Source organism: Rhodococcus sp. OK519 (assembly GCF_003051005.1).
In the GTDB taxonomy this organism is placed as follows: domain Bacteria; phylum Actinomycetota; class Actinomycetes; order Mycobacteriales; family Mycobacteriaceae; genus Prescottella.
Map to the genome: position 1 here is coordinate 84299 of NZ_QAOW01000004.1, position 21665 is coordinate 105963.

General features: G+C 67.4%; 20 protein-coding genes and 1 pseudogene. 10 read left to right on the forward strand and 11 right to left on the reverse strand.

Annotation, left to right across the window (positions count from 1 at the left end; all coding sequences use genetic code 11):
- Nucleotides 1–519: 519 nt before the first annotated feature.
- Entirely contained in the window at nt 520–1242 is a 723-nt protein-coding gene (locus C8K36_RS12845) for a histidine phosphatase family protein (protein WP_258195394.1), read from the forward strand.
- A gap of 227 nt (nt 1243–1469) precedes the next feature.
- Here the strand turns inward: C8K36_RS12845 and C8K36_RS12850 are convergent, their stop codons facing one another.
- The gene (locus tag C8K36_RS12850) at nt 1470–2495 is read right to left on the reverse strand and encodes a tyrosine-type recombinase/integrase (RefSeq protein WP_107984890.1); all 1026 of its coding nucleotides are present in this window, start codon (nt 2493–2495) and stop codon (nt 1470–1472) included.
- 506 nt (nt 2496–3001) lie between these two features.
- Between C8K36_RS12850 and C8K36_RS25180 the strand changes: the two genes are divergently transcribed.
- Nucleotides 3002–3235, forward strand: a complete 234-nt coding sequence (locus C8K36_RS25180; RefSeq protein ID WP_107985179.1) for a hypothetical protein — start codon at nt 3002–3004, stop codon at nt 3233–3235.
- Nucleotides 3236–3283: 48 nt separating this feature from the next.
- Here C8K36_RS25180 and C8K36_RS25445 read toward each other — a convergent pair.
- From C8K36_RS25445 to C8K36_RS12880, 5 genes and pseudogenes are all read right to left on the reverse strand, one after another.
- A pseudogene (locus C8K36_RS25445) lies at nt 3284–3541 on the reverse strand (sigma-70 domain-containing protein); the annotation flags it as partial.
- Between the two features lie 1214 nt (nt 3542–4755).
- Nucleotides 4756–7113 carry an ATP-binding cassette domain-containing protein gene (locus C8K36_RS12865; RefSeq protein ID WP_107984891.1) on the reverse strand — a complete coding sequence of 786 codons (2358 nt, stop codon included), beginning with the start codon at nt 7111–7113 and terminating at the stop codon, nt 4756–4758.
- Between the two features lie 49 nt (nt 7114–7162).
- Complete coding sequence (locus C8K36_RS12870) at nt 7163–7774, reverse strand: glyoxalase (protein ID WP_107984892.1); 612 nt, start codon at nt 7772–7774, stop codon at nt 7163–7165.
- A gap of 1 nt (nt 7775) precedes the next feature.
- Nucleotides 7776–8186 carry a VOC family protein gene (locus C8K36_RS12875; protein ID WP_181319533.1) on the reverse strand — a complete coding sequence of 137 codons (411 nt, stop codon included), beginning with the start codon at nt 8184–8186 and terminating at the stop codon, nt 7776–7778.
- Between the two features lie 10 nt (nt 8187–8196).
- A complete protein-coding gene (locus C8K36_RS12880) occupies nt 8197–8637 on the reverse strand; it encodes a helix-turn-helix transcriptional regulator (protein WP_107984894.1) in 441 nt (146 codons plus the stop codon).
- 84 nt (nt 8638–8721) lie between these two features.
- Here C8K36_RS12880 and C8K36_RS12885 point away from each other — a divergent pair, with 84 nt between their 5' ends.
- Together C8K36_RS12885 and C8K36_RS12890 are read left to right on the forward strand one after the other, a co-directional pair.
- Entirely contained in the window at nt 8722–11232 is a 2511-nt protein-coding gene (locus C8K36_RS12885; RefSeq protein WP_107984895.1) for a glycoside hydrolase family 65 protein, read from the forward strand.
- A 15-nt stretch (nt 11233–11247) separates the two neighbouring features.
- Complete coding sequence (locus C8K36_RS12890; protein WP_107984896.1) at nt 11248–12207, forward strand: universal stress protein; 960 nt, start codon at nt 11248–11250, stop codon at nt 12205–12207.
- Here C8K36_RS12890 and C8K36_RS12895 read toward each other — a convergent pair.
- Nucleotides 12199–13050 (reverse strand): universal stress protein, encoded by an 852-nt coding sequence (locus C8K36_RS12895; RefSeq protein WP_107984897.1) that lies wholly within the window; start codon nt 13048–13050, stop codon nt 12199–12201. The genes C8K36_RS12890 and C8K36_RS12895 overlap by 9 nt on opposite strands.
- Before the next feature lie 139 nt (nt 13051–13189).
- On the opposite strand from C8K36_RS12895, the gene C8K36_RS12900 reads away from it, so the two are divergent.
- The 3 genes from C8K36_RS12900 to C8K36_RS12915 all read left to right on the forward strand — a co-directional run bounded on the left by C8K36_RS12900 (nt 13190) and on the right by C8K36_RS12915 (nt 16586).
- Nucleotides 13190–13660: a hypothetical protein gene (locus C8K36_RS12900; protein ID WP_107984898.1), complete on the forward strand. Its 471-nt coding sequence runs from the start codon at nt 13190–13192 to the stop codon at nt 13658–13660.
- A gap of 91 nt (nt 13661–13751) precedes the next feature.
- Nucleotides 13752–14720, forward strand: a complete 969-nt coding sequence (locus C8K36_RS12905) for an Acg family FMN-binding oxidoreductase (protein ID WP_107984899.1) — start codon at nt 13752–13754, stop codon at nt 14718–14720.
- A 1440-nt stretch (nt 14721–16160) separates the two neighbouring features.
- Nucleotides 16161–16586, forward strand: a complete 426-nt coding sequence (locus tag C8K36_RS12915) for a hypothetical protein (RefSeq protein ID WP_107984900.1) — start codon at nt 16161–16163, stop codon at nt 16584–16586.
- A gap of 341 nt (nt 16587–16927) precedes the next feature.
- Here the strand turns inward: C8K36_RS12915 and C8K36_RS12920 are convergent, their stop codons facing one another.
- The 3 genes from C8K36_RS12920 to C8K36_RS12930 all read right to left on the reverse strand — a co-directional run bounded on the left by C8K36_RS12920 (nt 16928) and on the right by C8K36_RS12930 (nt 19002).
- The gene (locus tag C8K36_RS12920) at nt 16928–18427 is read right to left on the reverse strand and encodes an AAA family ATPase (protein WP_258195395.1); all 1500 of its coding nucleotides are present in this window, start codon (nt 18425–18427) and stop codon (nt 16928–16930) included.
- Nucleotides 18414–18584, reverse strand: coding sequence for a zinc transporter permease (locus tag C8K36_RS12925; RefSeq protein WP_107984902.1), 171 nt, complete (start codon nt 18582–18584; stop codon nt 18414–18416). The genes C8K36_RS12920 and C8K36_RS12925 overlap by 14 nt, the downstream gene beginning before the upstream one ends.
- 85 nt (nt 18585–18669) lie before the next feature.
- Nucleotides 18670–19002: a hypothetical protein gene (locus C8K36_RS12930; RefSeq protein WP_107984903.1), complete on the reverse strand. Its 333-nt coding sequence runs from the start codon at nt 19000–19002 to the stop codon at nt 18670–18672.
- Nucleotides 19003–19174: 172 nt separating this feature from the next.
- Here C8K36_RS12930 and C8K36_RS12935 point away from each other — a divergent pair, with 172 nt between their 5' ends.
- Nucleotides 19175–19513: an RNA polymerase-binding protein RbpA gene (locus C8K36_RS12935; RefSeq protein ID WP_107984904.1), complete on the forward strand. Its 339-nt coding sequence runs from the start codon at nt 19175–19177 to the stop codon at nt 19511–19513.
- Between the two features lie 108 nt (nt 19514–19621).
- Here the strand turns inward: C8K36_RS12935 and C8K36_RS12940 are convergent, their stop codons facing one another.
- The gene (locus tag C8K36_RS12940) at nt 19622–20863 is read right to left on the reverse strand and encodes a lipase family protein (protein WP_107984905.1); all 1242 of its coding nucleotides are present in this window, start codon (nt 20861–20863) and stop codon (nt 19622–19624) included.
- 39 nt (nt 20864–20902) lie between these two features.
- On the opposite strand from C8K36_RS12940, the gene C8K36_RS24550 reads away from it, so the two are divergent.
- Together C8K36_RS24550 and C8K36_RS12950 are read left to right on the forward strand one after the other, a co-directional pair.
- On the forward strand, nt 20903–21232 hold the full coding sequence (locus C8K36_RS24550) for a hypothetical protein (protein ID WP_146176494.1): 330 nt from the start codon (nt 20903–20905) through the stop codon (nt 21230–21232).
- Between the two features lie 56 nt (nt 21233–21288).
- On the forward strand, nt 21289–21660 hold the full coding sequence (locus C8K36_RS12950) for a chorismate mutase family protein (RefSeq protein ID WP_107984907.1): 372 nt from the start codon (nt 21289–21291) through the stop codon (nt 21658–21660).
- Nucleotides 21661–21665 lie beyond the last annotated feature (5 nt).

The following is a 21665-nucleotide window of genomic DNA, read 5'->3' on the forward strand; positions in this document are numbered from 1 at the left end:
CAGCCTTCTGGGATGGTGATGACGGTTGATTGTTGCTGGACTGTGAAGGCGGGGATCTAAAACGGGATGAAGTAGTCCTCGATTCCGGGGTATGCGGACATCCACATTGCAGGGTCGTTCTGGTGACGTCAGCAGGTCGCGAGTGCGACGTAGGAGCTGGCGGGGATCCCGGTGAGCGCTTGTGTGGTGACGCCGGTTGGCTGGGATCCCATGACGACGTCGGGGATGGGTGGGAGGGCCTCCGCCGGGTACCTCCGCTAGGAGTGTCGCGCAGTTCGGTTCAGAAGTTGTCGGTGACTCAGAAGCCGCTCGCACCCCCGCTCACAATGGTTTTCGCCTGTCCGGCGCGCGAGGCTCCCGATGGATGGGAAACCCTGTAGTCGGTCCCGGCAGCCAGCTGATTCTGTGAGATCCGACACTCCAGGTTTTCGCTCTTCGGCATACCTGAAGTGACGTTCCCCACGACGAAAGGCGTTCCCACCCATGCGCATCCGAGCTCTTCGGCTATCCATTGCGGTGATGGCGACCGCGGTCGCGGCCACAACCGCGACCGCCGGCGTCGCGTCCGCTGGTATCAACTTCGGAAGCTCCGGGGGCAGTTTCGGCAGCAGCGTCGGCAGCAGCGACGGCGAGATGGTCATCACCCTGGTGCGCCATGCGGAGTCCGCCGGTAACACCTCCGGCCTGGTCGACACCAAGGTGCCCGGACCCGACCTGACCCCACGTGGCCGGACGCAGGCAGACAATCTGGCCATCCAGCTGGCCGACCAGGATTTCGACTGCGCCTTCGCGTCCAACATGGTGCGTACAGAGCAGACTGCGGCACCGACCGTCGCCGAGCAACACCTGAGCGTCGACATTCAGCCCGGTTTCCGGGAGATCGAGGCAGGCGACTACGAGGGCTCCCCGGAGGCCGAGGCGCTGTCCGGTTACCTGCAGGCGCCGATCAAGTGGCTCTCCGGCGACCTGAACGCACGGATTCCAGGCTCCATCGACGGCAACGAGTTCGACGGCCGCTTCGATCAGGCACTGCTCAATGTGCAGGACCGTGGCTGCACCAACCCGGTGATCTTCTCGCACGGCGGCACCATCATGTTCTGGTCAATGATGAACGCCAGCAACGCGGACATGAGCAAACTCGGCACCGATCCGATGCGTAACGGCGGCCATGTCACCTTGAAGGGCAGCCCGCAGCGGGGCTGGACGATTGTCGAGTGGGTCGGCCACCCGGACCTCGGCTGATTCGCCCTTCCGCGCCCCGGATGTCATCGACACGATCGATGGCTCCGGGGCGCAGCCGTATCTCGGCCGGGGTCCCCATGGCGACGTCGGGAACAGCCTTCGTCGGCATTCGACACATGGGCGGTCCCGCAACGACGGTAGATCCACGATGGACCCGCCACTCGCCGTGACGGTGCGCAACCGCACGTCGAGGGAAGTCTCCGCAGGGACGGCGGCGTAGCTCGCGGTCAGTTCCCGTCGAGGAAGCGGTAGAGCGGATTGCGTGCGGCGGCCTCCCGCACACCCGTGCCCGCACCCTCGGTGTACACCTGCGTCGTGTTCATCGACTCGTGCCCGAGCATCCGCATGAGCGTGAAGATGCTGACGTTCTCGTCGGCCATGTTGGTGGCGAACGTGTGCCGGAACTGGTGTGTGAGCGCGCCCTTCGCGCGTTCACCGTTGATCCCGGCGCGGCGGTACGCGCGCAGCACCCGGTACTGCAGCGTGCCGCGCGTGATCCGTTCCCCGTCCGCGCCCACGAACAACGGATCGGTGCTGCGAAAGTGTTGCCACGGAGTGGCATCGTCCGGCACGCGGCGTTTCGCCGTCCCGGGAAGCCGTTCGATGCGTGACTCGAGGTAACCGGTCAGCGCCGCCACCAGCGCGGGCTCGGCGGTCGCGACCCGTTCCTTGCTGCCCTTGCCCCGCACGAGGATCACCCGACCCGATCCACCGTCCGGATCGGTGGCGCCGCGAACGTCGCCGAGGTCGACTGCGATCAATTCCGACGACCGCATGCCTGTCAGGAGGGCGGTGAGAATGATCGCGAAGTCCCGCTCACCCCACGGGCGGACGCCGTCGTTGTCATCCTCCTGCAACGTCCGGATCAGCCGGGTGACCGCGTCCGCCGGCAGCGCCTTCGGAATACGCTTGGGCGCCTTGGGGCGAAGGACTGCAGACATGGGATTGGCGACGATGGCGTCGAGTGAGAACAGGTAGTCGCACAGCGTGTTCCAGGTCGACCAGCACCGCCGGATGGACGCGACCTCGTGCGTCGCGGCGAACGCGGCGAACGCCTGCTGCATCGACGGCTTGGTGATCACCTCCACCGGCAACGCGGCCACCGCCATCCCCGCCTGCTCGGACAGGAACCCGGTGATCGCCGCGAAATCCTGGCGATACGCCTTCAGAGTGTGGGGGGAGGGCTTCGCCGTGCTGCGATGCAGCAGGAATTCGCCGAACCAGGCCTCGAGTAGTCGTCGATCGTCACTCACGTGGGCCCGCTCCGTTGTCCTTCCGAGACTGCGATTTGCGCGGCGCCGGGGACCGGTTCGCGTCCGGTGGAGTCTATCGGCCCGTTACGACAGCGAATGACGGCGATGGCGGACGACCACCCCTGACGGGCTCTGCAGATTCGTCATCCGTTTCGCCAGGATCGCGACGAAAATCGTGTAACTTCGCGTGCTGGCGAACAATTCGCGCGTGACTGAACTTCGATTCAGTGCCGCTTCACCCTCGATTTCACCCCTTTCCGACTTTTCCTGACGCCGCCGTATGGATACTTTGAAGGAGGTCAGGCGCACCCCCCGACGTGTGCCTGGCCTTTAAACTTCCGGCGCCCCCGCCGCGGTCCATCCGCGGCGGGGGCGCCGTCGTTTCAGCGGTTGTCGTGAGGCCGCCTCGACATGTGTGGTCCGCGGTCGTTCGGGGTATGTCGACAGCGTGGCGGGGCAAACCGGCGACAGGGTGCCGCGGACGGACCCCGGCCAGGAGGCGCGTGATGGCAACCTGCGATACATGCGGCAACGACTATGACAAGTCGTTCACGGTGGTCATGGGGGACCGGCGTGGAGTGTTCGACAGTTTCGAGTGCGCAGCTCACGCGATGGCACCCGTGTGCGGGCAGTGCGGGTGCCGAATCCTCGGGCACGGAGTCGAGGACGAGAGCCGCATATTCTGCTGCGCAAATTGCGCACGAACGGCCGGACACGAACAGCTTGTCGACCGGGTGTGACGAGCGGCGCGCACCCGCTGCGTCACCGACACTCCCGTCCAGCGACAGCGCCCTGTACCCGTGGCCCGCCAGGACCCCCGCCGCCACGGTGGACTCCTCGGCCCGCAGTTCGTCGGCGATCTCGCGGCGGGTTGGTGGGCGCCCCAATTCATGTGACAGGGCGTCGGAGGACCGCCGGATCTGCTCGTGGACCTCGCCGCGGCCGTCGAACCGCCGCGCGACGTGCTCGGCCGACGGGGGACAGCGTGTGACGGCGCGGTCGCGCAGCCTTGTGAATCGTGGATCTGCGGCGTCGAGCGACGACATCGATTGCAAGAGCGGGACAACGTCCACGTACTCGTCGGTGTGGGTGACGGTGCGAGTCACACAATCGCCTCGCAGTGACGGGGGAACGGCATCAGGGGACCGGGCCAGGGTGATATCCGTGCGCTCACGTGTCCTCCGTTCGATCGACAGCGGACACGACTCATCGTAGGCGTGGGGCGGCCGGGGAGGGGAGTGCGTGGGTCCGCCGGAGGGCCTGAGGCGGGGCGTAATTCGTCCGTTTGCTCACACGTTTGCGCAGGTAGCGGCGTCCGGTCGGCCGAGCGGATCGGTGCGGCGCGTGGGTGATGGGGGCGGCACGAACGGGACTGTCCGAGACTGGCTCGTGTCGAACGCGCCGAATCCACGAACCATCAACGCGCACATGGATATTCGTCATTATCCATGACGGTGGTGTGGGTCTGGGCGGAACCTGCGGGGTAGGGCGGCCCACGGGCCGAAGTCTCTGCCGGCGCGAGAGGAATTGGTACCGACTGTACGTCGCGCGTCGTTCGAATTCCGGCAAACCGGCGGCGGCGTGGCTCGTCGATTTTGCCGCGAGTTCGAGGATGTTGTCGCTGGATTCGGGTGCCGGCCGGATCGCCGGTGACGTCTCGGGCCTCGTGGACGGTGCGCCGACAGACCGACCTGGCAGCGTGGAGGTCGCGGCCCGTCGGCCGAGCTTTCGGCGGCGATGCTTCTGACCGGATCGGTGTGCGCCGTGCGGGCGGTGTCTGACGCCGATGTCGGCGTTCGAGGCCTGGCGTGGGTGGATTCGCTCGGGCAACCTCTGGGGAACCGCCCGATCCCGATAACTTGACATAATGTGGATTATCGGCGAAATGGCGACGTGGGATAACGCCGTCCGTACGGGTTTGCCGCGGCGCTTCGCCGGTGCCGTCGACCGTTCGTTGTCCGATGCTCTGGACTCTGGATGTGCGCGCTGTCGCTGCGCCTGCTCGACGCGTGTGTCCGGCGCGGTTCGGCCCGTCGTCGGCGTCCGACTTGCGGGACGTATCACTCGGACCGCTGTGGACCGCTGTGGGTCTGTCGCGATCCGCCGGTCGGGATTCAAGCTTCGAGCCTGCCCGGGTCGGCGGCCGGATACCGATCAGATGCCGCCGGGCCCGGATCGACCTCCTCGGCGCTCTCCTGTCATCCCGCCGTGTGCCCATCAATACGTCACAGTGACGTATTGATGGGCACACGGTTGTCGGTCACGCGCCGACATACTCCGCGAGATGCTTGCCGGTGAGCGTCGAACGGTCGGCGACGAGATCCGCGGGCGTGCCCTCGAAGACGACCAGTCCGCCGTCGTGTCCGGCGCCCGGGCCGAGGTCGATGATCCAGTCGGCGTGCGCCATGACCGCCTGGTGGTGTTCGATGACGATGACCGACTTGCCGGAGTCGACGAGACGGTCGAGCAGGCCGAGCAGGTTCTCCACGTCCGCGAGGTGCAGGCCGGTGGTGGGCTCGTCGAGGACGTAGACGTCGCCCTTCTCCCCCATGTGCGTCGCGAGCTTGAGCCGCTGACGTTCACCGCCGGACAGCGTGGTGAGCGGCTGCCCGATCTTGATGTACCCGAGTCCGACGTCCACCAGCCGCGCCAGGATCTTGTGGGCAGCAGGCAGTTTTGCGTCGCCCGAGCCGAAGAATTCCTCGGCCTGCGCCACGGACATCGTGAGGACCTCGCTGATGTCCTTGCCACCGAACTTGTAGTCCAGCACCTCGGCCTGGAACCGCTTGCCCTCGCATACTTCGCAGGGTGTGGAGACGCCCGCCATCATCGCCAGGTCGGAGTACACGACGCCGGCGCCGTTACAGTTGGGGCACGCGCCGTCGGAGTTGGCGCTGAACAGGCCGGGCTTGACGCCGTTGGTCTTCGCGAAGGCCTTGCGGATCGGCTCGAGCAGTCCGGTGTAGGTGGCGGGGTTGCTGCGCCGCGAGCCCTTGATCGCACCCTGGTCGATGGACACCACGCCGTCTCGCTTGGCTACAGAGCCGCCGATCAGCGAACTCTTGCCGGAACCGGCGACACCGGTCACCACGGCGAGCACACCCAGTGGGATGTCGACGTCGACACCGCGGAGGTTGTGGGTGTCGGCCCCGCGCACCTCGAGGGCGCCCGACGCTGTCCGGACCGACGGCTTGACCGAGGCGCGGTCGTCGAGGTGCTTGCCGGTGAGGGTGCCCCACGAGCGGAGTTCGTCGACGGTTCCCTCGAAGACGATCTCGCCGCCCTCTGTGCCGGCGCGCGGACCGAGGTCGACGACATGGTCGGCGATCGCGATGGCCTCAGGCTTGTGCTCGACGACCAACACGGTGTTGCCCTTGTCCCGCAGCTGCAGCAACAGGTCGTTCATGCGTGCGATGTCGTGCGGGTGCAGGCCGATGGTGGGCTCGTCGAACACGTAGGTGACGTCGGTGAGCGACGATCCGAGATGACGGATGAGCTTGGTGCGCTGCGCTTCTCCGCCGGAGAGTGTGCCGGCGGGGCGGTCGAGGCTGAGGTAACCGAGTCCGATCTCGACGAAGGAGTCGAGCGTCTCCCCCAGCGACTTCAGCAGCGGCGCCGCCGACGGCTCGTCGAGGCCGCGCACCCAGTCCGCGAGGTCACTGATCTGCATGGCACAGACGTCGGCGATGCTGACGCCGTCGATCTTCGATGAGCGTGCCTCCGCGCTGAGCCGGGTGCCTTCGCAGTCCGGGCAGGTCTGGAAGGTGATCGCGCGGTCGACGAACGCCCGGATGTGGGGCTGCATCGCCTCCCGGTCCTTGGACAGGAACGACTTCTGGATCTTGGGGATCAGGCCCTCGTACGTGACGTTGACGCCCTCGACCTTGACCTTGGTCGGCTCCTTGTAGAGCAGGTCGTCCAACTGCCTCTTGGTGAACTCGGCGATCGGCTTGTCGGCGTCGAAGAATCCGCAGCCGCGGAAGATGCGCCCGTACCAGCCGTCCATGCTGTAGCCGGGGATCGTCAGCGCACCCTCGTTGAGAGACTTGCTGTCGTCGTAGAGCGCGGTGAGGTCGAAGTCGGAGACCTTGCCCAAGCCCTCACAGCGCGGGCACATGCCGCCGGTGATGCTGAAGGCGCGGCGCTCCTTGACCGTTCGGCCGGACTTCTCCACCGTGACGGCCCCGGCCCCGCTCACGGAGGCGACGTTGAACGAGAAGGCCTGCTGCGACCCGATGTGCGGCTGGCCCAGGCGGCTGAACAGGATGCGCAGCATCGCGTTGGCGTCGGTGGCGGTGCCGACGGTGGAGCGGGGGTTGGCACCCATGCGTTCCTGATCGACGATGATCGCGGTCGTGAGCCCGTCGAGGACGTCGACGTCCGGACGTGCCAGGGTCGGCATGAAGCCCTGCACGAAGGCGCTGTAGGTCTCGTTGATCATCCGCTGCGACTCCGCGGCGATCGTGGCGAAGACCAGTGAACTCTTGCCCGAACCGGATACCCCGGTGAACACGGTCAGCCGACGCTTGGGCAGTTCGACGCTGACGTTCTTGAGGTTGTTCTCCCGCGCGCCGTGCACCCGGATCAGGTCGTGGCTGTCAGCGGCGTGCGTGGTCATCGTGTCTCCCTCTGTGGTGTGCGGCCTCCATGTCTACCGGAACGCACTGTCATCGCGTCGCGGTCTGCCAGGTGAAACCGTCGGGGTCGGTGAAGGGACCGGCCTCGGTCCCGATCACGATCCCGTGCGATCCGGTTCCGTCGTCGGCCACCCCGGCGTCCTTCGCGAGGGCACGGCGCCCGTAGAGCGCCAGTTTGATGAGTGACCCCGGGGCGGCGAACTCGACGTACTTGCGGCCGAAGCTCTTGGCCACCTCAAACCCATGGTCGACGTAGAACTGCTTGCTCGCCTTGACATCGTCGGCACCGAGCAGCAGGACGATGTCGTCGATCTTCCGGCTGGCGGGCCCGGTGTTCTTCTTCGACGACGTCGCGATCTTCCAGATCGCGCCGTCCGGGGACTGCACGACGCCGCCGTAGCCCCAGAGACTCTTCTTGACAGGCTGGAGAATGCTCGCTCCGGCGTCGAGTGCGGTCTCGACGAGGGTGTCAACGATGTTGGGCTGGGACACCACGAGTGACAGCGTGTAACCGCGGAATCCGGTGGTCGGTGCGGCGGTGTCTGCGACGGCGGCGAGGTCGTCGACGCCGAGAGCTGCATGGAAGGCCTTTGCGGCGCCGGGGTCGGGGGCGTCGAGGGTCAGTGCGGTGATCGTGGTCATGTCAGCGCACCTCGTTGATGCGGAGCAGGTTGCCTGCGGGGTCGCGGACGGCGAAGTCGCGGATGCCGTAGGGCTGCTCGATCGGTTCCTGGACGATCTCCGCGCCGCCGGCCGCGAGCTTCTCGAAGGTGCCGTCGAGGTCGGGGGTGGCGAGCGTGAGGATCGCGTACGTGCCCTTCGCCATCATCTCGGTTATGGTGCGGCGCTCGTCGTCGGTGATGCCGGGGTCGGCGGCCGGCGGGTGCAGGACCAGCGATGTGCCGGGCTGGTCCGGGTGGCCGACGGTGATCCAGTACATGTCGTTGTAGCCCACCTCCTTGCGAACCTCGAAGCCGAGGAGATCGCGGTAGAAGGCGAGCGTGGCGTCGCGGTCGATGTGCGGGAGGAACGCGGAGTGGATGGTGATGTTCATGACGATCACGCTAGGCGGGGCGTGAGGGCTGCGCTTCTCGATTTCTGATCGGTCTCGTGACGTGCTTGGCGACGCACGACGGCATCTCCGCGTCGGGGCGCACCTGGTCCCGGTACACGCTGGGCGGAACCCCGACGAGCTCGGTGAAACGGGTGCTGAAGGTGCCCAGCGACGAGCAGCCCACCTCGAAGCACACCTCGGTGACGCTGAGGTCGCCGCGCCGCAGCAGCGCCATCGCGCGTTCGATGCGGCGGGTCATCAGGTAGGCGTAGGGGGGCTCGCCGTACGCGCGGCGGAACTGGCGGCTGAGGTGCCCGGCCGACATGTTCACCCCGCGCGCGAGCGCCTCGACGTCGAGCGGCTGCGCGTACTCGCGGTCGATCCGATCGCGGACACGGCGTAGCTGTGCGAGGTCGCGCAGTTGCTGTTCGGCGACGGGTCTTCTGGCCACATCCGTGATGGTGCCACGTCATTCGGGAGTCCGCAGCTTCGCGGAGACCGGTGGCGGGTCCTGGATGCGTGGGACAATGACGCGGTGGCCGCCGTCGGTGCACGATCCGATCCCGGGTGTGAGCTGTGTTCGCTCACGGCATCGGACGGGGACAGCGGCGCCTGGCTGCTCACGTATCTCGGGTTCGATCCTGACACGGAGGGGCAGCGGGAAGCGCTCCTCACCCTCGCCAACGGCTATCAATCGGTGCGTGGTGCGCTGGCCGAGTCCCACGCGGACGGTGTGCACTACCCCGGCGTGTACGTCGCGGGCTGCTACAACCGTCTCGACTCTTTGATCGACGGCGTGCGGCACGAGGACGAGAGCATCGTGAACCTGCCGAACTGGGTGGGCGTGACGTTCCGGATCGACGACGGTCCGTGGTCGTCCCCCGCCGGTGACAGCACCGTCGACCACCACCACGTGGGACTGGACGTGCGCGGGGGTCTGCTTCTGCGGGAGACGGTCCTGGTCGACTCGCGAGGGCGCCGGACCCGATTGCGACAGCGTCGCCTGGTGTCGATGGCGGACCCGCACCTCGCGGTCGTCGACACGCTGGTGCGTCCGGAGAACTGGTCGGGCCGGCTCACCGTGCGCTCGACACTCGACGGGACCGTCCGGAACACGAATGTCGCGGACCTGTCCCGGTTCGCCGATCGTCATCTGACCGAGGTGACGTCGGGACCGTCCGGGGACGACGTGGTGTGGTTGCACGCGGAGACCAGCCAGTCGCGCCTGCGGGTGGCGCAGGCGGCGCGCACCCGGGTCCGTGTCGACGGGATGTCCGTCGAGGCCGAGCGGACCCGGAGTTTCGGATCGGATGCGGTGGCCGACGAGATCTCGCTGGAGGTCGCGTCCGGGCAGAGCGTCGAGGTGGAGAAGACCGTCGCGATGTACACGTCGCACGATCGGGCCATCTCCGAACCGGGTCTCGCGGCGCGGGAGGCCGCCCACAGCGCGTGCTCGTTCGAGCGGGTGGTGGCCGACCACGTGGAGGCGTGGGCGTCGCTGTGGCGGCGGTTCGAGGTGGTCGTCGAGGCGGACGTGCGGACCCGGCTCGCGGCGAACGTGCAGATCTTTCATGTGCTGCAGACCCTTTCCCCGCACACTGCGGATCTGGATGCCGGGGTGCCGGCACGTGGCCTGCACGGCGAGGGCTACCGCGGTCACATCTTCTGGGACGAGATGTTCGTGTTCGGGTTCCTGAATCTGCGGCTGCCGGAGCTGACCCGGGCGTTGCTGCTCTACCGGTTCCGTCGTCTACCGCAGGCCCGGCGGTTGGCGACGGCGCAGGGGCTGCGTGGTGCGTTGTTCCCGTGGCAGAGCGGGAGTGACGGTCGGGAGGAGACGCCGCGGATGTTCTTCAACCCGCGATCGGGTCGGTGGATGGCCGACAATTCGCGGCGTCAGTTCCACGTCGGTCTGGCGGTCGCCTACAACGTGTGGAGCTATTGGGAGGCGACGGCGGATCTGGGCTTCCTCGCGAGCTTCGGCGCCGAGATGCTGGTGGAGAACGCGCGACTGTGGGCGAGCCTGGCGGTGTACGACCCGGCCGACGATCGGTTCGACATCCGTGGGGTGATGGGGCCGGACGAGTTCCACGACGGCTACCCGGATCGTCCCGGCGGCGGCATCGACAACAGCGCGTACGTCAACGTGTTGGCTTCGTGGTCGCTGGCGCGCGCGCTCGACGCGTATCGCGTCCTGGGTGAGAACGAGGCGGCCGGCGTGTGGGAGCGACTGCGAGTGACCGCCGAGGAGATCGAGCATTGGGACTATCTGCGGCGGCGCATGCGGTTGTGCTTCCTCTCGAATGGGTTGCTGAGCCAGTTCGAGGGCTACGAGTCGCTGCGGGAACTGGACTGGGCGGGCTACCGGGCGCGCTACGGGAACATCGGACGGCTCGATCAGATCCTCGAGGCCGAGGGCGACTCCTGCCTGCGGTACCGGGCGTCGAAGCAGGCGGACGTGCTGATGCTGCTGTACCTGTTCTCCGCCGAGGAGCTGACGGCCCTCGTACACCAGATGGGCTATCCGTTCGATCCGGCGTCGATCCCCGAGACGGTCGAGTTCTATCTGGCGCGGACGTCGCACGGGTCGACGCTGAGCAGGGTGACACACGCGTGGGTGCTGGTGCGCGGCGATCGGCGGGGGTCGTGGGAGATGTTGGGTGAGGCCCTCGAATCGGATCTGTCCGACACCCAGGGCGGCACGACCCGCGAGGGTATCCATCTGGGGGCGATGGCGGGCAGCATCGACATCCTGCAGCGCTGCTATTCGGGATTCGCGATCCGGGAGGGCGTGCTGTGGTTGCACCCGCAACTACCCGACGAGTTGCGGAACCTCGAATTCGACGTCCGCTACCGCGGTCATTGGATCCACGTGCGCTGCGACCACGCGTCGGTGACGGTGTCGACGCGCAGGAGCCGGGCCGCGCCGGTTCGGATCGACATCGACGGGTCGGTGCACGAGCTGGCGTCGGGCAGTCGGGTGAGGGTGGAACTGCGGCGGGGCCGTGCCGTCGATGGCACGCTGGAGACGGCACCCGATTTGTGAGGGAGGTTCGACGCAATGGAGACCGACCCGGAAACGGACTTCGCGGAGGGATCGGTGGTGGCCGGTATCGACGGGTCGCCGTCGTCGTTCGAGGCGTTGCGGTGGGCGGCGCAGGTGGCCCGCTGCAAGCGCGCTCCCCTGCACGTAGCGCACGTGCTACCGAGCCCCGGGGTGTATCTGAGTGAGGCGGCGGTGCTGATCCAGGCGCAGTTCACCGAGAAGCTCGAGTCGGATTCGGTGAGCCTGCTGCGCCGCGCGCGTGAACTCGTGGGCGCCGAGTTCTCCGACGTCGACTCGACGTTCGCGCAGTATCCGGGTCCGCCGTCCGCCGCGCTCGTCGAGTTGAGTGGGCGTGCCGGTCTGCTGGTGCTGGGGGCGACGGGCGCGGGCACTGTGGGGGCCATGCTGGTGGGGTCGACGGGGCAGCGCGTCGCGAACCATGCCCGCTGCCCGGTACTGGTGTGCCGTGGCGGTGGGCCGGTGGAGGCCGACGAGAGGCCGATCGTCGTCGGTGTCGACGGCAGCGCGCTGAGTATCCAGGCGGTGGGCATCGCCCACGAGTATGCGGCCGTGCTCGGTGCACGTCTGGTAGCCGTGCATGCGTGGGGTCCGGCGCGAACGATCCAGCGGTACGGGGCATTTCGGCTCGTCGACTGGCCGGCGGTCGAAGCCGAGGAGCGAGCGCTGTTGGCGGAGAGCATGGCCGGCCACTCGGCCGCGTGGCCCGACGTGCGCGTCGAGACGGTCCTCGAGCAGAACAGTGCGGGCCGAACGCTGCTCGAGTACGCCGGGCAGGCGCGGTTCGTGGTGGTGGGCAGCCGTGGACGGAGCCGGATCGCCGGGGCGCTGCTGGGGTCGACCAGCCAGAATCTGCTGCATCATTCGCCGTGTCCGGTGATGATCTGTCGCGGCAAGGGCGCCGCCGGCGTCGACGGCGAATTCGACGGCGAGGCGTGGACCAGCGACTCAGTGTGAGCGGACCACCATCAGGGGAATCGTGGTGCTGCGCAGCAGCGCCGCGCTGGTGGACCCGAGAGTCATGCCGTGGAAGCCGCCGCGCCCGCGACTGCCGACGACGATGAGCCGGGCGCCGGCGCCGCGCATGAGCAGGTTCCGGGCGGGTCGGTCCTGAACGATCACCTGCTTCACCGACACCGACGGATGCTTCTCCCGCCACGGTGCGAGTCGCTCCGCGAGCAGGTGCTGCTCGGCGGCGGCGATGTCCGTCCAGGTGTCCGCGACCGATCCTTCGGGGAGGGCGCGGTCGGACCACGCGTGCAGCGCCACCAGGTCGGCACCGTGCAACGTTGCCTCGTCGAATGCGGCGGCGACCGCGGGTTCGCTGGTCTCGGTGCCATCGACCCCGACGACGACAGGTCCGTCGAAGGCGGGCTCTCCGGGACGTGGCCACCCCGCCACGACCACGACCGGGCAGGCGGCGTGGTGGACGATCGCGGAGGTCACCGATCCGATCAGTCCGCCGGTGAACTCCCCCAGTCCGCGGGTCCCGAGCACGATCATCCGGGCGGTGCCCTCATGATTCATCAGCGCCTGGACGGGTGTGAGCGCCACCATCTCCGTCGAAGCGTCCACCCGGCCGACCTCGGCCGCGAGTTCGACGGCGTCCTGCAACGCGCTTTCGCCGCTGACCCGCAGGTCGTCGGCGAACGGGGACGCCATTCCGATTCCGCCGGTGGTGACGCTGGAGACCAATAGCAGCGGGTCGCCGCGCACCGAGGCCTCACCGGCCGCCCAACGCACCGCGTCGCGCGAACTCGCGGATCCGTCGACTCCGACGACGATCGGTGAACTTCCCATGGGGACTCCCTGTCGGACGACTCCTTCCAGCAAACACCCGGACGCGGGCCCCCACCGAGGTTTGCGCCATCGCGGCGGCACCCGTGACGATCCGTGCCGGATTCGTCGGGAACTTCCTCGGCTGTGCTTAGCTGCACGCATGGGGTGGATTTCACGGGAGATCGGCATTGCGACCGGGGTCGGCGCCATCGCGTCAGCGAGCGAGATGGGTGGTTCCGATGTTGTCGGGTTTGAACCTCTGGTGTTGACGATGGGCGCGTTCGTCGGGGTCGTTGTCGGAACAGTGTCCGTCGTCGGTGGCACTCTGGCGGTGCAGTCGGCGCAGGTGTGGCCGCCGCGGTCGGCGTGGTGTTGGCGGCACAGGTTTGCGGTCTGCTCCGCCGCCGCAGTGTTCCTGTTGCTCGCGATGTTCTTCATCTGGAGTGTGTCGACTTCGGGGATGTCCACGAACCCGGATTCGTCGGAGGGCGCGTGGTTCATGGGGATGTCTGCAGCGTGCGCCGCGGTGACCTACGGATGCACCATTTTCCTGGCGCCGACAGTCGACTCACGTGCGCATCCTCGACGACCGAAGCGAATGAGCGACCCGGGGACGCGCTCGAGCGGCTGAGCTCGTTCGAACGTGGCGAGCCCGCGTTGCGCGCCGTCTCGTCCGATATCGGGATCTTGCCGGGACAGGCCGGTGGGACGACACTCGATGCATGGGCACCCGAGCGGCTCCGGAGCCGATTCGGGCGGCGGTCTCCGTCGCCTGTCGGGCCCCCTCGGTGCACAACAGCCAACCGTGGTCGTGGGTGTTCAGTTGCGGGAGCCTCGAACTGCATGCCGATCGGCTGCGGGCGTTGCCGGTCGTCGACCCGCTGGCCCGTCAGATGGTGATCAGTTGCGGAGCGGCGCTGAACCACCTCGAGGTTGCGGTCGCCGCGCACGGACTCGGCGTCGCGGTAGATCGTCTACCGGATCCGGGCAATCCGATGCTGTTGGCGTCGGTCGCGTTCGTCTCGGCCGACGACTCCGAGCGGGCGCGATCGCTGCGGGCCGCCATCGAGGGACGGTGGACCGACCGTCGCGCCTTCGGCACCCCGACCGACGACGCTCTCGCCGGCCTGCAGGACCTGCTCGGAGGCCACGGCGTCTCACTGACGTTCCTCGGAGCCGACGGCCCCTCCAGGCTGGCGGAGGCCACGCGCAGTGGTGCCGAACTACGCCGGCACGACGCCGCCTATCGGGCCGAATTATTCTGGTGGACAGGGCATTCCGGAACCATCGAGGGTATCCCTGCGAGTGCGCTGCCGGACGGCGCTACGGTCCCGGTGGGGCGGGAGTATCCGCGCGGCATCCTCGAACCGCCGGGGGCGTCGGACCGCGCCGCGCTGGCGGTGCTCAGCACCGACAGCGACACCCGCCTGGACTGGCTGCGGTGTGGGGAGGCGCTGTCGGAGTTGCTGCTCGAGGCGACGGTCCGGGGCCTGGCGACGTGCCCGCTCACCCACGTCACCGAGATCGCAGCGAGTCGGGAGATGGTGCGCGCAGCCGCGACCGCGTCGGGCGCGCGCGGCCGATTTCCCCAGGTGGTGGTGCGTTTGGGGACGCCGTCGGCGGGTGAGTTCGAGGTACCGCGGACGGGTCGGCGCCGCGTCGACGACGTGTGGCACGACGCGGGAATCTAGGCGCCGGTGTTTGTGACCGGGAGCGCGCCACCATGCAGTGACACCCCGGGATTCGCGTGTTCGGATCGCATTATCGGGCCAGGCTTTTGAGCCTTCCCCCACGCAACGAAGCGCAAAGTAGCGTGATGATGCCCAGGCCTACGGTCAGGCCGATCATCGAAAAAGCAACTCCGATCCCTTCTTGACTCGTCACCCCATTAGCCACGCCGGCAGACATGGCTGTAGACAAGCCTGCCGCACAAAACAGCGGTGATATGAGGGATCCAGAATTCACCCTCCTCGCATACATCGAAGTCAGGACAGCGAACGCCGTGAGCGTTACGCCCAAGGCCGCTATCTGCCAGGGAGGATAATCACTCGGAGGTGGATAACTGGGCCCTCGAGACCCTCCCTTGTCTCCAGTTGTCCAACTCAGCCAGCCCGCACAAGCGACAAACCCCAAAACGAAGGCCAGGACTCCTACTTGATGCCGCGATAGCCTCCCCGGACGACCCCATCGAGGCCAAAAACCGCGGCTCACGGATCCGGCGGGCCATTCGGAAACCTCGAAACCGGGAACCCTGCCCATCCGCCAGATCACCAGAGAAGTTGCCGCTGTGGGGATGACGACCAGCGGGATTTCCAGAGACGCGAAGTGGGACGGAGAAAAACTACTCCATGACATTGCGGTGATCCTTCAATGCTCCTAGAAAGAAGGCGCCAGCCCAACCCGGATGCGGGGCCCAACCATTCCACATGATCTACAGAGGATCGACGACCAACCACTGCACCGTGTTGCCTACGTTCCAAAGTGCGCCCGGGTTGCCGAGAGCAGCCAGGTACGTGGCCCGAGCTTGTGCGCCGGCAATCTCACCGCTCGTCCCGGACGGTGGACTGGGCAAGAGGAACTCGGAGGGGTTCGGCCCTGGCCATACAGGTACGTCATCAGGCGAGATGTCGGTGTCGATGAAGGCTGGTCGATGTACGGCCACCCGGTCGGGAATGGGCTTGGTTTCCGCAGCCTCGGTGATGCCCGTCCCCCCGGGAACATCATTGTTTCCGCTACTGCAACCCACCACGGCAAGAGCAAGACCTGCGACTACCAAACCCACTACCGCACGACGTACCCGCACTGTTACTCCCCTGCTGGCAACCGCCCCCATACGAGCCCACCATCCCATGTGGAGGGTTTCAACGAACCCGGAATCACGGCGTCCCACAGTCACGCCCGGGAACCTGTGTAAAGACGACCCCAGCGTCCCCGGAAGCGCCGAGTTCGCGCATGACCCGGGACGCCAGCGACGCCACGCTGATTCGCCTCTCGGCAGTCGCACATGCATCGAGTCTGGGTCTGCATCAGCAAGCTTGGCCTTGTCGGTGCGCAGTAACACGCGCTGGGAACTCTCGATATGGACATAACGGCTACGCGAAAATACATTCACCTGATCGAGGAGTCCCGATATGGCCCTGCCCACTCTCTCCGGGCGGCGTACCGGTGTCGTCCTCGCGTTGGCTTGCGCCGCGGTTGCACTCGGCTCGGCACCCGCCGGCGCGGAGCCCGCCAACCCGTCGAGTCCTCGCGGCGGTCTAGCGGCCGTCAATGACGTGCTGGTCCCGCAGGACCCCGCCTTCTGGAACCCCGATGTCCGCGGAACCCGTGTACTGACTCCGATCCGGCCCGGGGAAACGGTGTACTGCGTGAGCGGCTACGACACGCCGCCCGGGTGCTCCACACTCGACAAGCATTGGTCCTCGCCGCAGCGCGACCTCGTGCACATCGACGTACCCATGATCGGGCGGTCGCCAGTACGCGTGTGGATGGACATCCTCCCCCGCCTCAACGAGGGTTCTCTCGGTCAACTGGTGCAACACTTCTTCGCTCGGTGACACAGTGCCGACATGCGTCGGCGTAGGTCGTGTGTGTCGATAGCGACACCGACGGGATCCGAGTCACAGGCCGTACGGGGTCATTTCAGATCACTTCATCTGCGTCCCATCTGGGTCAACCACAGGTGAATCCGATAAACCAAGGGCGCGAACGGTCCGTACCAGATCCCGTACGAATCTCCCATTGCGCGGTCCCCCTCATTTACAGGTTGTCCTCAGAACCGATTCCACCAACCAACGAAGAGATTCCACTCGAACAACCCTGGCCAACCCGAGTCCATCGGATTCGAGTGGTGCAGATCCGGCGGTAGACCACTCACAGCTGCCTCCCTCAGGCACCTCTAGTGCGGCTGCCGAGACCATTCGGCGGTCGCGGCGGCGAGTGAATCATCGAGCGGACCGGAGGTGTCGATCAGGGCGGCCTCGGGCCACGGATCGGCGTCGTGGGCCATCGCGACTGCAACCGCCGGCGTGGCCTCCGAGTCGGAGTCGCGGCGGGCGGCGGCACGCTCGAGAAGACGGCGCTCGGTGAGCTCGGCGGGCGCCGTGCACCGAAGCTGGACCAGGTCCGAACAGGTCTCCGCCGCAGTCTCGGCGGCGCGGGCGCGATAGTCGTCGTGAGTCCACGACGCGTCGAGCACCACGGATCGTCCCTGAGCGAGGAACCGGTGTGCCCGCTCGAGCATCGACGCGTACACGAGGTCCGTCGAATCGGCCGAGTACCGCCCGCTGCGATAGTCGGGGGCGGGGGTCGAGGCGCGGTCGTCTGCGAACAGGTGCCGTCGGAGGTGGTCGCTCGAGATCAGTTCGGCTCCGACGAGCTCCGCGAGGCGGGCCGCGAGCGTGGACTTGCCGGTCGCGGGCAGTCCCCCGACAACGGCGAGGCGACACCGGGCCTGCTCGAGGTGCTCTTCGGCGAGCGCGGTGTGCTTCAGCGCATCGTCGGCCGACGCGGCCCGGCCCTGGAGATATCGGACGCAGTCGACTTTGGCCCGCATGAACGCGCGGTATGCGATGTAGTGGTGGACGAGCGAATCGGGCGCCGTCTCGGCGGCACGGTCGGTGTAGCCGAGCAGGAGACGCTCGGCGAGGTCCGGCCTGCCCTGGAACTCCAGGTCCATCGCGAGGCATGCGATGTCGTCGATCCGGTCGATGTACCGGAGTCGGTCGTCGAATTCGAGGCAGTCCAGGATCCGGGGGCCGTCGTCGAGGCAGAAGATGTCGTCGCTGAGCAGATCGGCGTGTCCGTCGACGATGCATCCGTCGGTGATCCGCTGCCCGAACAGGGCGCTGCGGCCGTCGAGATAGTGGTCGACTGCGCGGGTGATGGCGTCCAGGCGGCCCGCGTCGATCACCCGCTGGTCAAGTTTCCGGGTCTCGCGCAGATTGTCGTGCCAGCGCCGGCGGACGGCGTCGACGGTGCCCGCCCGGTCGATCTCCGGGCCGCGGGCGGCGACTCGATGGAAATCGGCAACGATGCGGGCGATGGAGTCGACCGCGGCCGCGCACACGGTGGAGCGGTCGCGCGCCAGAATCGAGAGGCGCGCCTGCTCGGGCATGCGCCGCATCACCACCATCGGCTCGCCGACACCGCCGTCCGGATTCCCGAGTTCGGCCACCCCGAGGTAGACGTCGGGGGCCAGTCGGCGGTTCAGCTCGACCTCGCGTTCACACACCGCCACGCGCGCAGCGCGGGTGCGGAAGTCGAGGAACTCGGTGCGGATCGGCTTCTTGGTCTTGTAGACGCGATCGCCGAGGAGGATCACGACCCCCGAGTGCGTTTCGTGCAGCCCGGCGAAGGGCTGTTCGGGCGGCGTCGACGACGGATCAGCCGGCTTCACCGTGCTCGTCGTAGTGGCCCTCGTGTTCGGCATGGCGGTGCCCGTCGTGGATGTAGTCGACATGATCGCCGTGCTGCACCGTTTCGTGGCCGCAGTCCTTGCCGTGGACGTGCGGGTGGTCGGCCGGATCGTGTGCGTGATGCTCGGAAGCCGTCATGGTTCTGCCCTTTCGGTCTGCTCCACGCTGACGTTTCCCACGGTAGTGCGGTTCGCCACGCGTCGGGACGTTTCCGTACGACGGGTCAGCGGAAGCGTTCGGCGCCGCGCGCCATCACGACCAGTCGGTCGGAGAGAGTGGCGAGTTCCCCGGCGTCCGCTCCCTCCGCGACGGCGGTGGCGACGTCCTCGGCCGCGCAGCGCAACTCGAACAGTCTGTCGGACAGTGCGGACGCCTCGTCGGAGGTGAGAACCAGGGCGTCGGCAGGGATCGACGTCCCCTTGACCGCGTTGCGCTGCTCGTAGGCGCGCTGGCGGCAGGATTGACGGCAGTAGCGTCGGCGACGCCCGATCCCGGCCGGAGCGACCTCACGCCCGCACCACACACACGATTCGGGTCTCCGGGAAGCTGCGGCCATGGTCGAACACCTTACTGCGGGCAATGGAACGGGCGCCCGGTAAGATAGGGCGGCCGCATCCACGTGAGCCTCGGGAACGATCCGGGATTCCGGGACGTTGTAGTTGGTTGTGAACGCTCGGTGCGCCGCCCTAGGCGAACTGGCGCGGTGACGAACGAAGAGAGGACACACCATGGCAGATCGCGTACTTCGAGGTAGCCGGCTCGGAGCGGTGAGCTACGAGACCGATCGTGACCACGACCTGGCCCCCCGCCGCATCGCTCGATACCGGTGCGACAACGGCGAGGAGTTCGACGTCCCCTTCGCCGACGAGGCCGAGATTCCCGGCGTCTGGATGTGCAAGAACGGACTCGAGGGCTCGTTGCTCGAAGGCGTCGCGCCCGAGGTGAAGAAGGTCAAGCCCCCGCGCACCCACTGGGACATGCTGCTCGAGCGTCGCTCCGTCGACGAGCTCGAGGAGCTGCTGAAGGAGCGCCTGGACCTGCTCAAGGCCAAGCGTCGCGGAGCTTGATCGCGTAAGCGCCTCGCACCATCGTCACGGCGCCGCCACGACCTGTCGTGGCGGCGCCGACGTGTATCCAGGAGCTTCCCCGTTTCCGAACGGAAACGGGGAAGCTTTTCAGCAGTTGCTGGGTGCGGGTTCGCCGCGGAACCGGGCGTCGAGGTAGTCCAGCGCGCGCGGCGCACCCAGCACGGCCGTCGTGAGGTGGTCCGGGCTGGGGAACAGTTCCGACTCGACCGTCGCCCCGGCTCGGCAGTACCGCTGCAGCGTCGTCGCGATGGAGTCGACAGGGATCAGCACGTCCGTCGGGCTGTGCCATTCGAACAGCGGCGCGGTGGGCACCCCCGGATAGTCCTCGACGCTGTTGTCGGACAAGACCTCTCGTGCTCCAGGGCTGGAGAGCAGGTCGGTCGTCGTGGCGATCTCCGACGCACTGTGGCCGGCTCCGGTCGCCAGGATGTCGTTGGTGCAGGCGTCGGCGACCGCGTCCCGCATGGCCAGGCCGCGGGCGTTCAACTGCTCGCTCACCGGTAGTCGATCGGGGTACTCGCGTTCGAGGCCGATGGCCGCCGCGAGCGCCAGCCCGAACGCCGGGTGCGGAGCGGTTCCGAGGCCCTGGGCCATCTTGCCGAGGTTCATCGGCACGCCGCCCGCCGCGACCCCGACGATGTTCAGCTCCGGCGCGTACGACGGCGCCAGCGCCGCCGCGAACGACGTGGCCATTCCTCCCCCGGAATAGCCGGCCATCGCGACCGGGCTCGCCGCCAGTCCCAGCTCCGGCATGCGCTGCGCGGCCCGGATCCCGTCCAGCGTGATCTGTCCGCCGAGCCTGGCCGCGCCGTATGCGCTGGCCGGGCCCAGATGATCCGGCAGGGCGACGGTCCAGCCACGGGTGAGTGCCACGTTGAGTGCCGGAGCCTCGCGAATCATGAGATTGGGGTCGTTCGTGAAGAGCGTGCGCGACGGGGCACACCGGGCGCCGAGTGCGTTGATGATGTGCTGGTACGACAGCAGTGGACCCGACGATGGCCGCGCGTCGGGGACGAGGAGCGTGCTGACGGCCGCGATCGGGCCGCCCTCCGATCCGGTCGAGCGGAAGCGGACCTGCCAGACGGTGGTGTTCGGAAACTGTGGAAGCAGCGGCATGCGGCGGGCCGCGAGCACGTCCCCGGGTGCGGACCCGGCCAGGTCGCCGGACTGGCCGTAGAACGGATCGGGGTCGGCCGCCGGCAGCACCGGCGCGGCAGTCGCCGGGCCGGTGACCGGTGCGACGAGCACCGCCACCGCGACAACGAGTGCTCGGGTCACACGACTCGTGAACCCGGCGCGGAGCGGCGGTGGTAACAGAGCGAACGGCATCGATATCCCCCTCGAAAAGCGCGGCACCACAAACAGTTCATGTCCACCGAAACCACGCATTTCAGATCTCCCCGTGGATCTGCGGGCGCTTTGCGTTCGGTCGAACGGCGCCCCAGCTTATGCGACGCCGGCACCGGAGCCGAGCTGTTCCCGCGAACCACGTTGCGGCACGGTGTGATTCACTTTCGAATACCGCGCGATCGCGTGCGCTGCAATCGAATCCGGACACATCACGGCATTCGTGACCGCATCGAAACCGAACCGTTCGGGCTGCCGGTTCGCCGCCTCCGCAATCTGGCCGAAGATTCGCCACGCCCCTGCCCCCGTGCCATCATGAAAGGAACGCATGAAGCCAGCGGAACCGGCTGACGCGATCGCTCGCAGATCTACCGCGCAGGTCCAGCAGACGTAAGGCGAGGTGGCGTATGGACGACACCAGCGGCCCGGTCACGGCCGACACCTCAGAACCACCCACGGGAACGCTTCCGGCCGACGAGCAGAGTCTCGTCCACCTCCGATCCGAGCTCGACGACATCGATCGCCGATTCCTCGAGGACATCCGGGCACGGATTGACGTGTGTGTCCGGATCGCCGAGGTCAAGCGACATCGCAGCATTCCGATGATGCAGCCTCAGCGGGTGAATCTGGTCCAGGATCGCGCGGCGGAGTTCGCTCGTTCCAATGGGCTGTCACCGGAGTTTCTGCGCAGACTGTACGAGGTGATGATCGGAGAGACGTGTCGGATCGAGGACGTCGTCATCGGGGCGGACGGCGATGCGAATCGTGCAATGGGCTGATGGCA

What these genes read in the sequence shown, in the direction of transcription:
- C8K36_RS12905 (WP_107984899.1), top strand. Translation starts at nt 13,752, where the DNA reads ATGGGCACCCGAGCGGCTCCGGAGCCGATTCGGGCGGCGGTCTCCGTC.
- C8K36_RS25180 (WP_107985179.1), top strand. Translation starts at nt 3,002, where the DNA reads ATGGCAACCTGCGATACATGCGGCAACGACTATGACAAGTCGTTCACG.
- C8K36_RS12900 (WP_107984898.1), top strand. Translation starts at nt 13,190, where the DNA reads ATGGGGTGGATTTCACGGGAGATCGGCATTGCGACCGGGGTCGGCGCC.
- C8K36_RS12890 (WP_107984896.1), top strand. Translation starts at nt 11,248, where the DNA reads ATGGAGACCGACCCGGAAACGGACTTCGCGGAGGGATCGGTGGTGGCC.
- C8K36_RS24550 (WP_146176494.1), top strand. Translation starts at nt 20,903, where the DNA reads ATGTCCACCGAAACCACGCATTTCAGATCTCCCCGTGGATCTGCGGGC.
- C8K36_RS12930 (WP_107984903.1), bottom strand. Translation starts at nt 19,002, where the DNA reads ATGGCCGCAGCTTCCCGGAGACCCGAATCGTGTGTGTGGTGCGGGCGT.
- C8K36_RS12925 (WP_107984902.1), bottom strand. Translation starts at nt 18,584, where the DNA reads ATGACGGCTTCCGAGCATCACGCACACGATCCGGCCGACCACCCGCAC.
- C8K36_RS12845 (WP_258195394.1), top strand. Translation starts at nt 520, where the DNA reads ATGGCGACCGCGGTCGCGGCCACAACCGCGACCGCCGGCGTCGCGTCC.
- C8K36_RS12915 (WP_107984900.1), top strand. Translation starts at nt 16,161, where the DNA reads ATGGCCCTGCCCACTCTCTCCGGGCGGCGTACCGGTGTCGTCCTCGCG.
- C8K36_RS12895 (WP_107984897.1), bottom strand. Translation starts at nt 13,050, where the DNA reads ATGGGAAGTTCACCGATCGTCGTCGGAGTCGACGGATCCGCGAGTTCG.
- C8K36_RS12865 (WP_107984891.1), bottom strand. Translation starts at nt 7,113, where the DNA reads ATGACCACGCACGCCGCTGACAGCCACGACCTGATCCGGGTGCACGGC.
- C8K36_RS12940 (WP_107984905.1), bottom strand. Translation starts at nt 20,863, where the DNA reads ATGCCGTTCGCTCTGTTACCACCGCCGCTCCGCGCCGGGTTCACGAGT.
- C8K36_RS12875 (WP_181319533.1), bottom strand. Translation starts at nt 8,186, where the DNA reads ATGAACATCACCATCCACTCCGCGTTCCTCCCGCACATCGACCGCGAC.
- C8K36_RS12935 (WP_107984904.1), top strand. Translation starts at nt 19,175, where the DNA reads ATGGCAGATCGCGTACTTCGAGGTAGCCGGCTCGGAGCGGTGAGCTAC.
- C8K36_RS12870 (WP_107984892.1), bottom strand. Translation starts at nt 7,774, where the DNA reads ATGACCACGATCACCGCACTGACCCTCGACGCCCCCGACCCCGGCGCC.
- C8K36_RS12950 (WP_107984907.1), top strand. Translation starts at nt 21,289, where the DNA reads ATGGACGACACCAGCGGCCCGGTCACGGCCGACACCTCAGAACCACCC.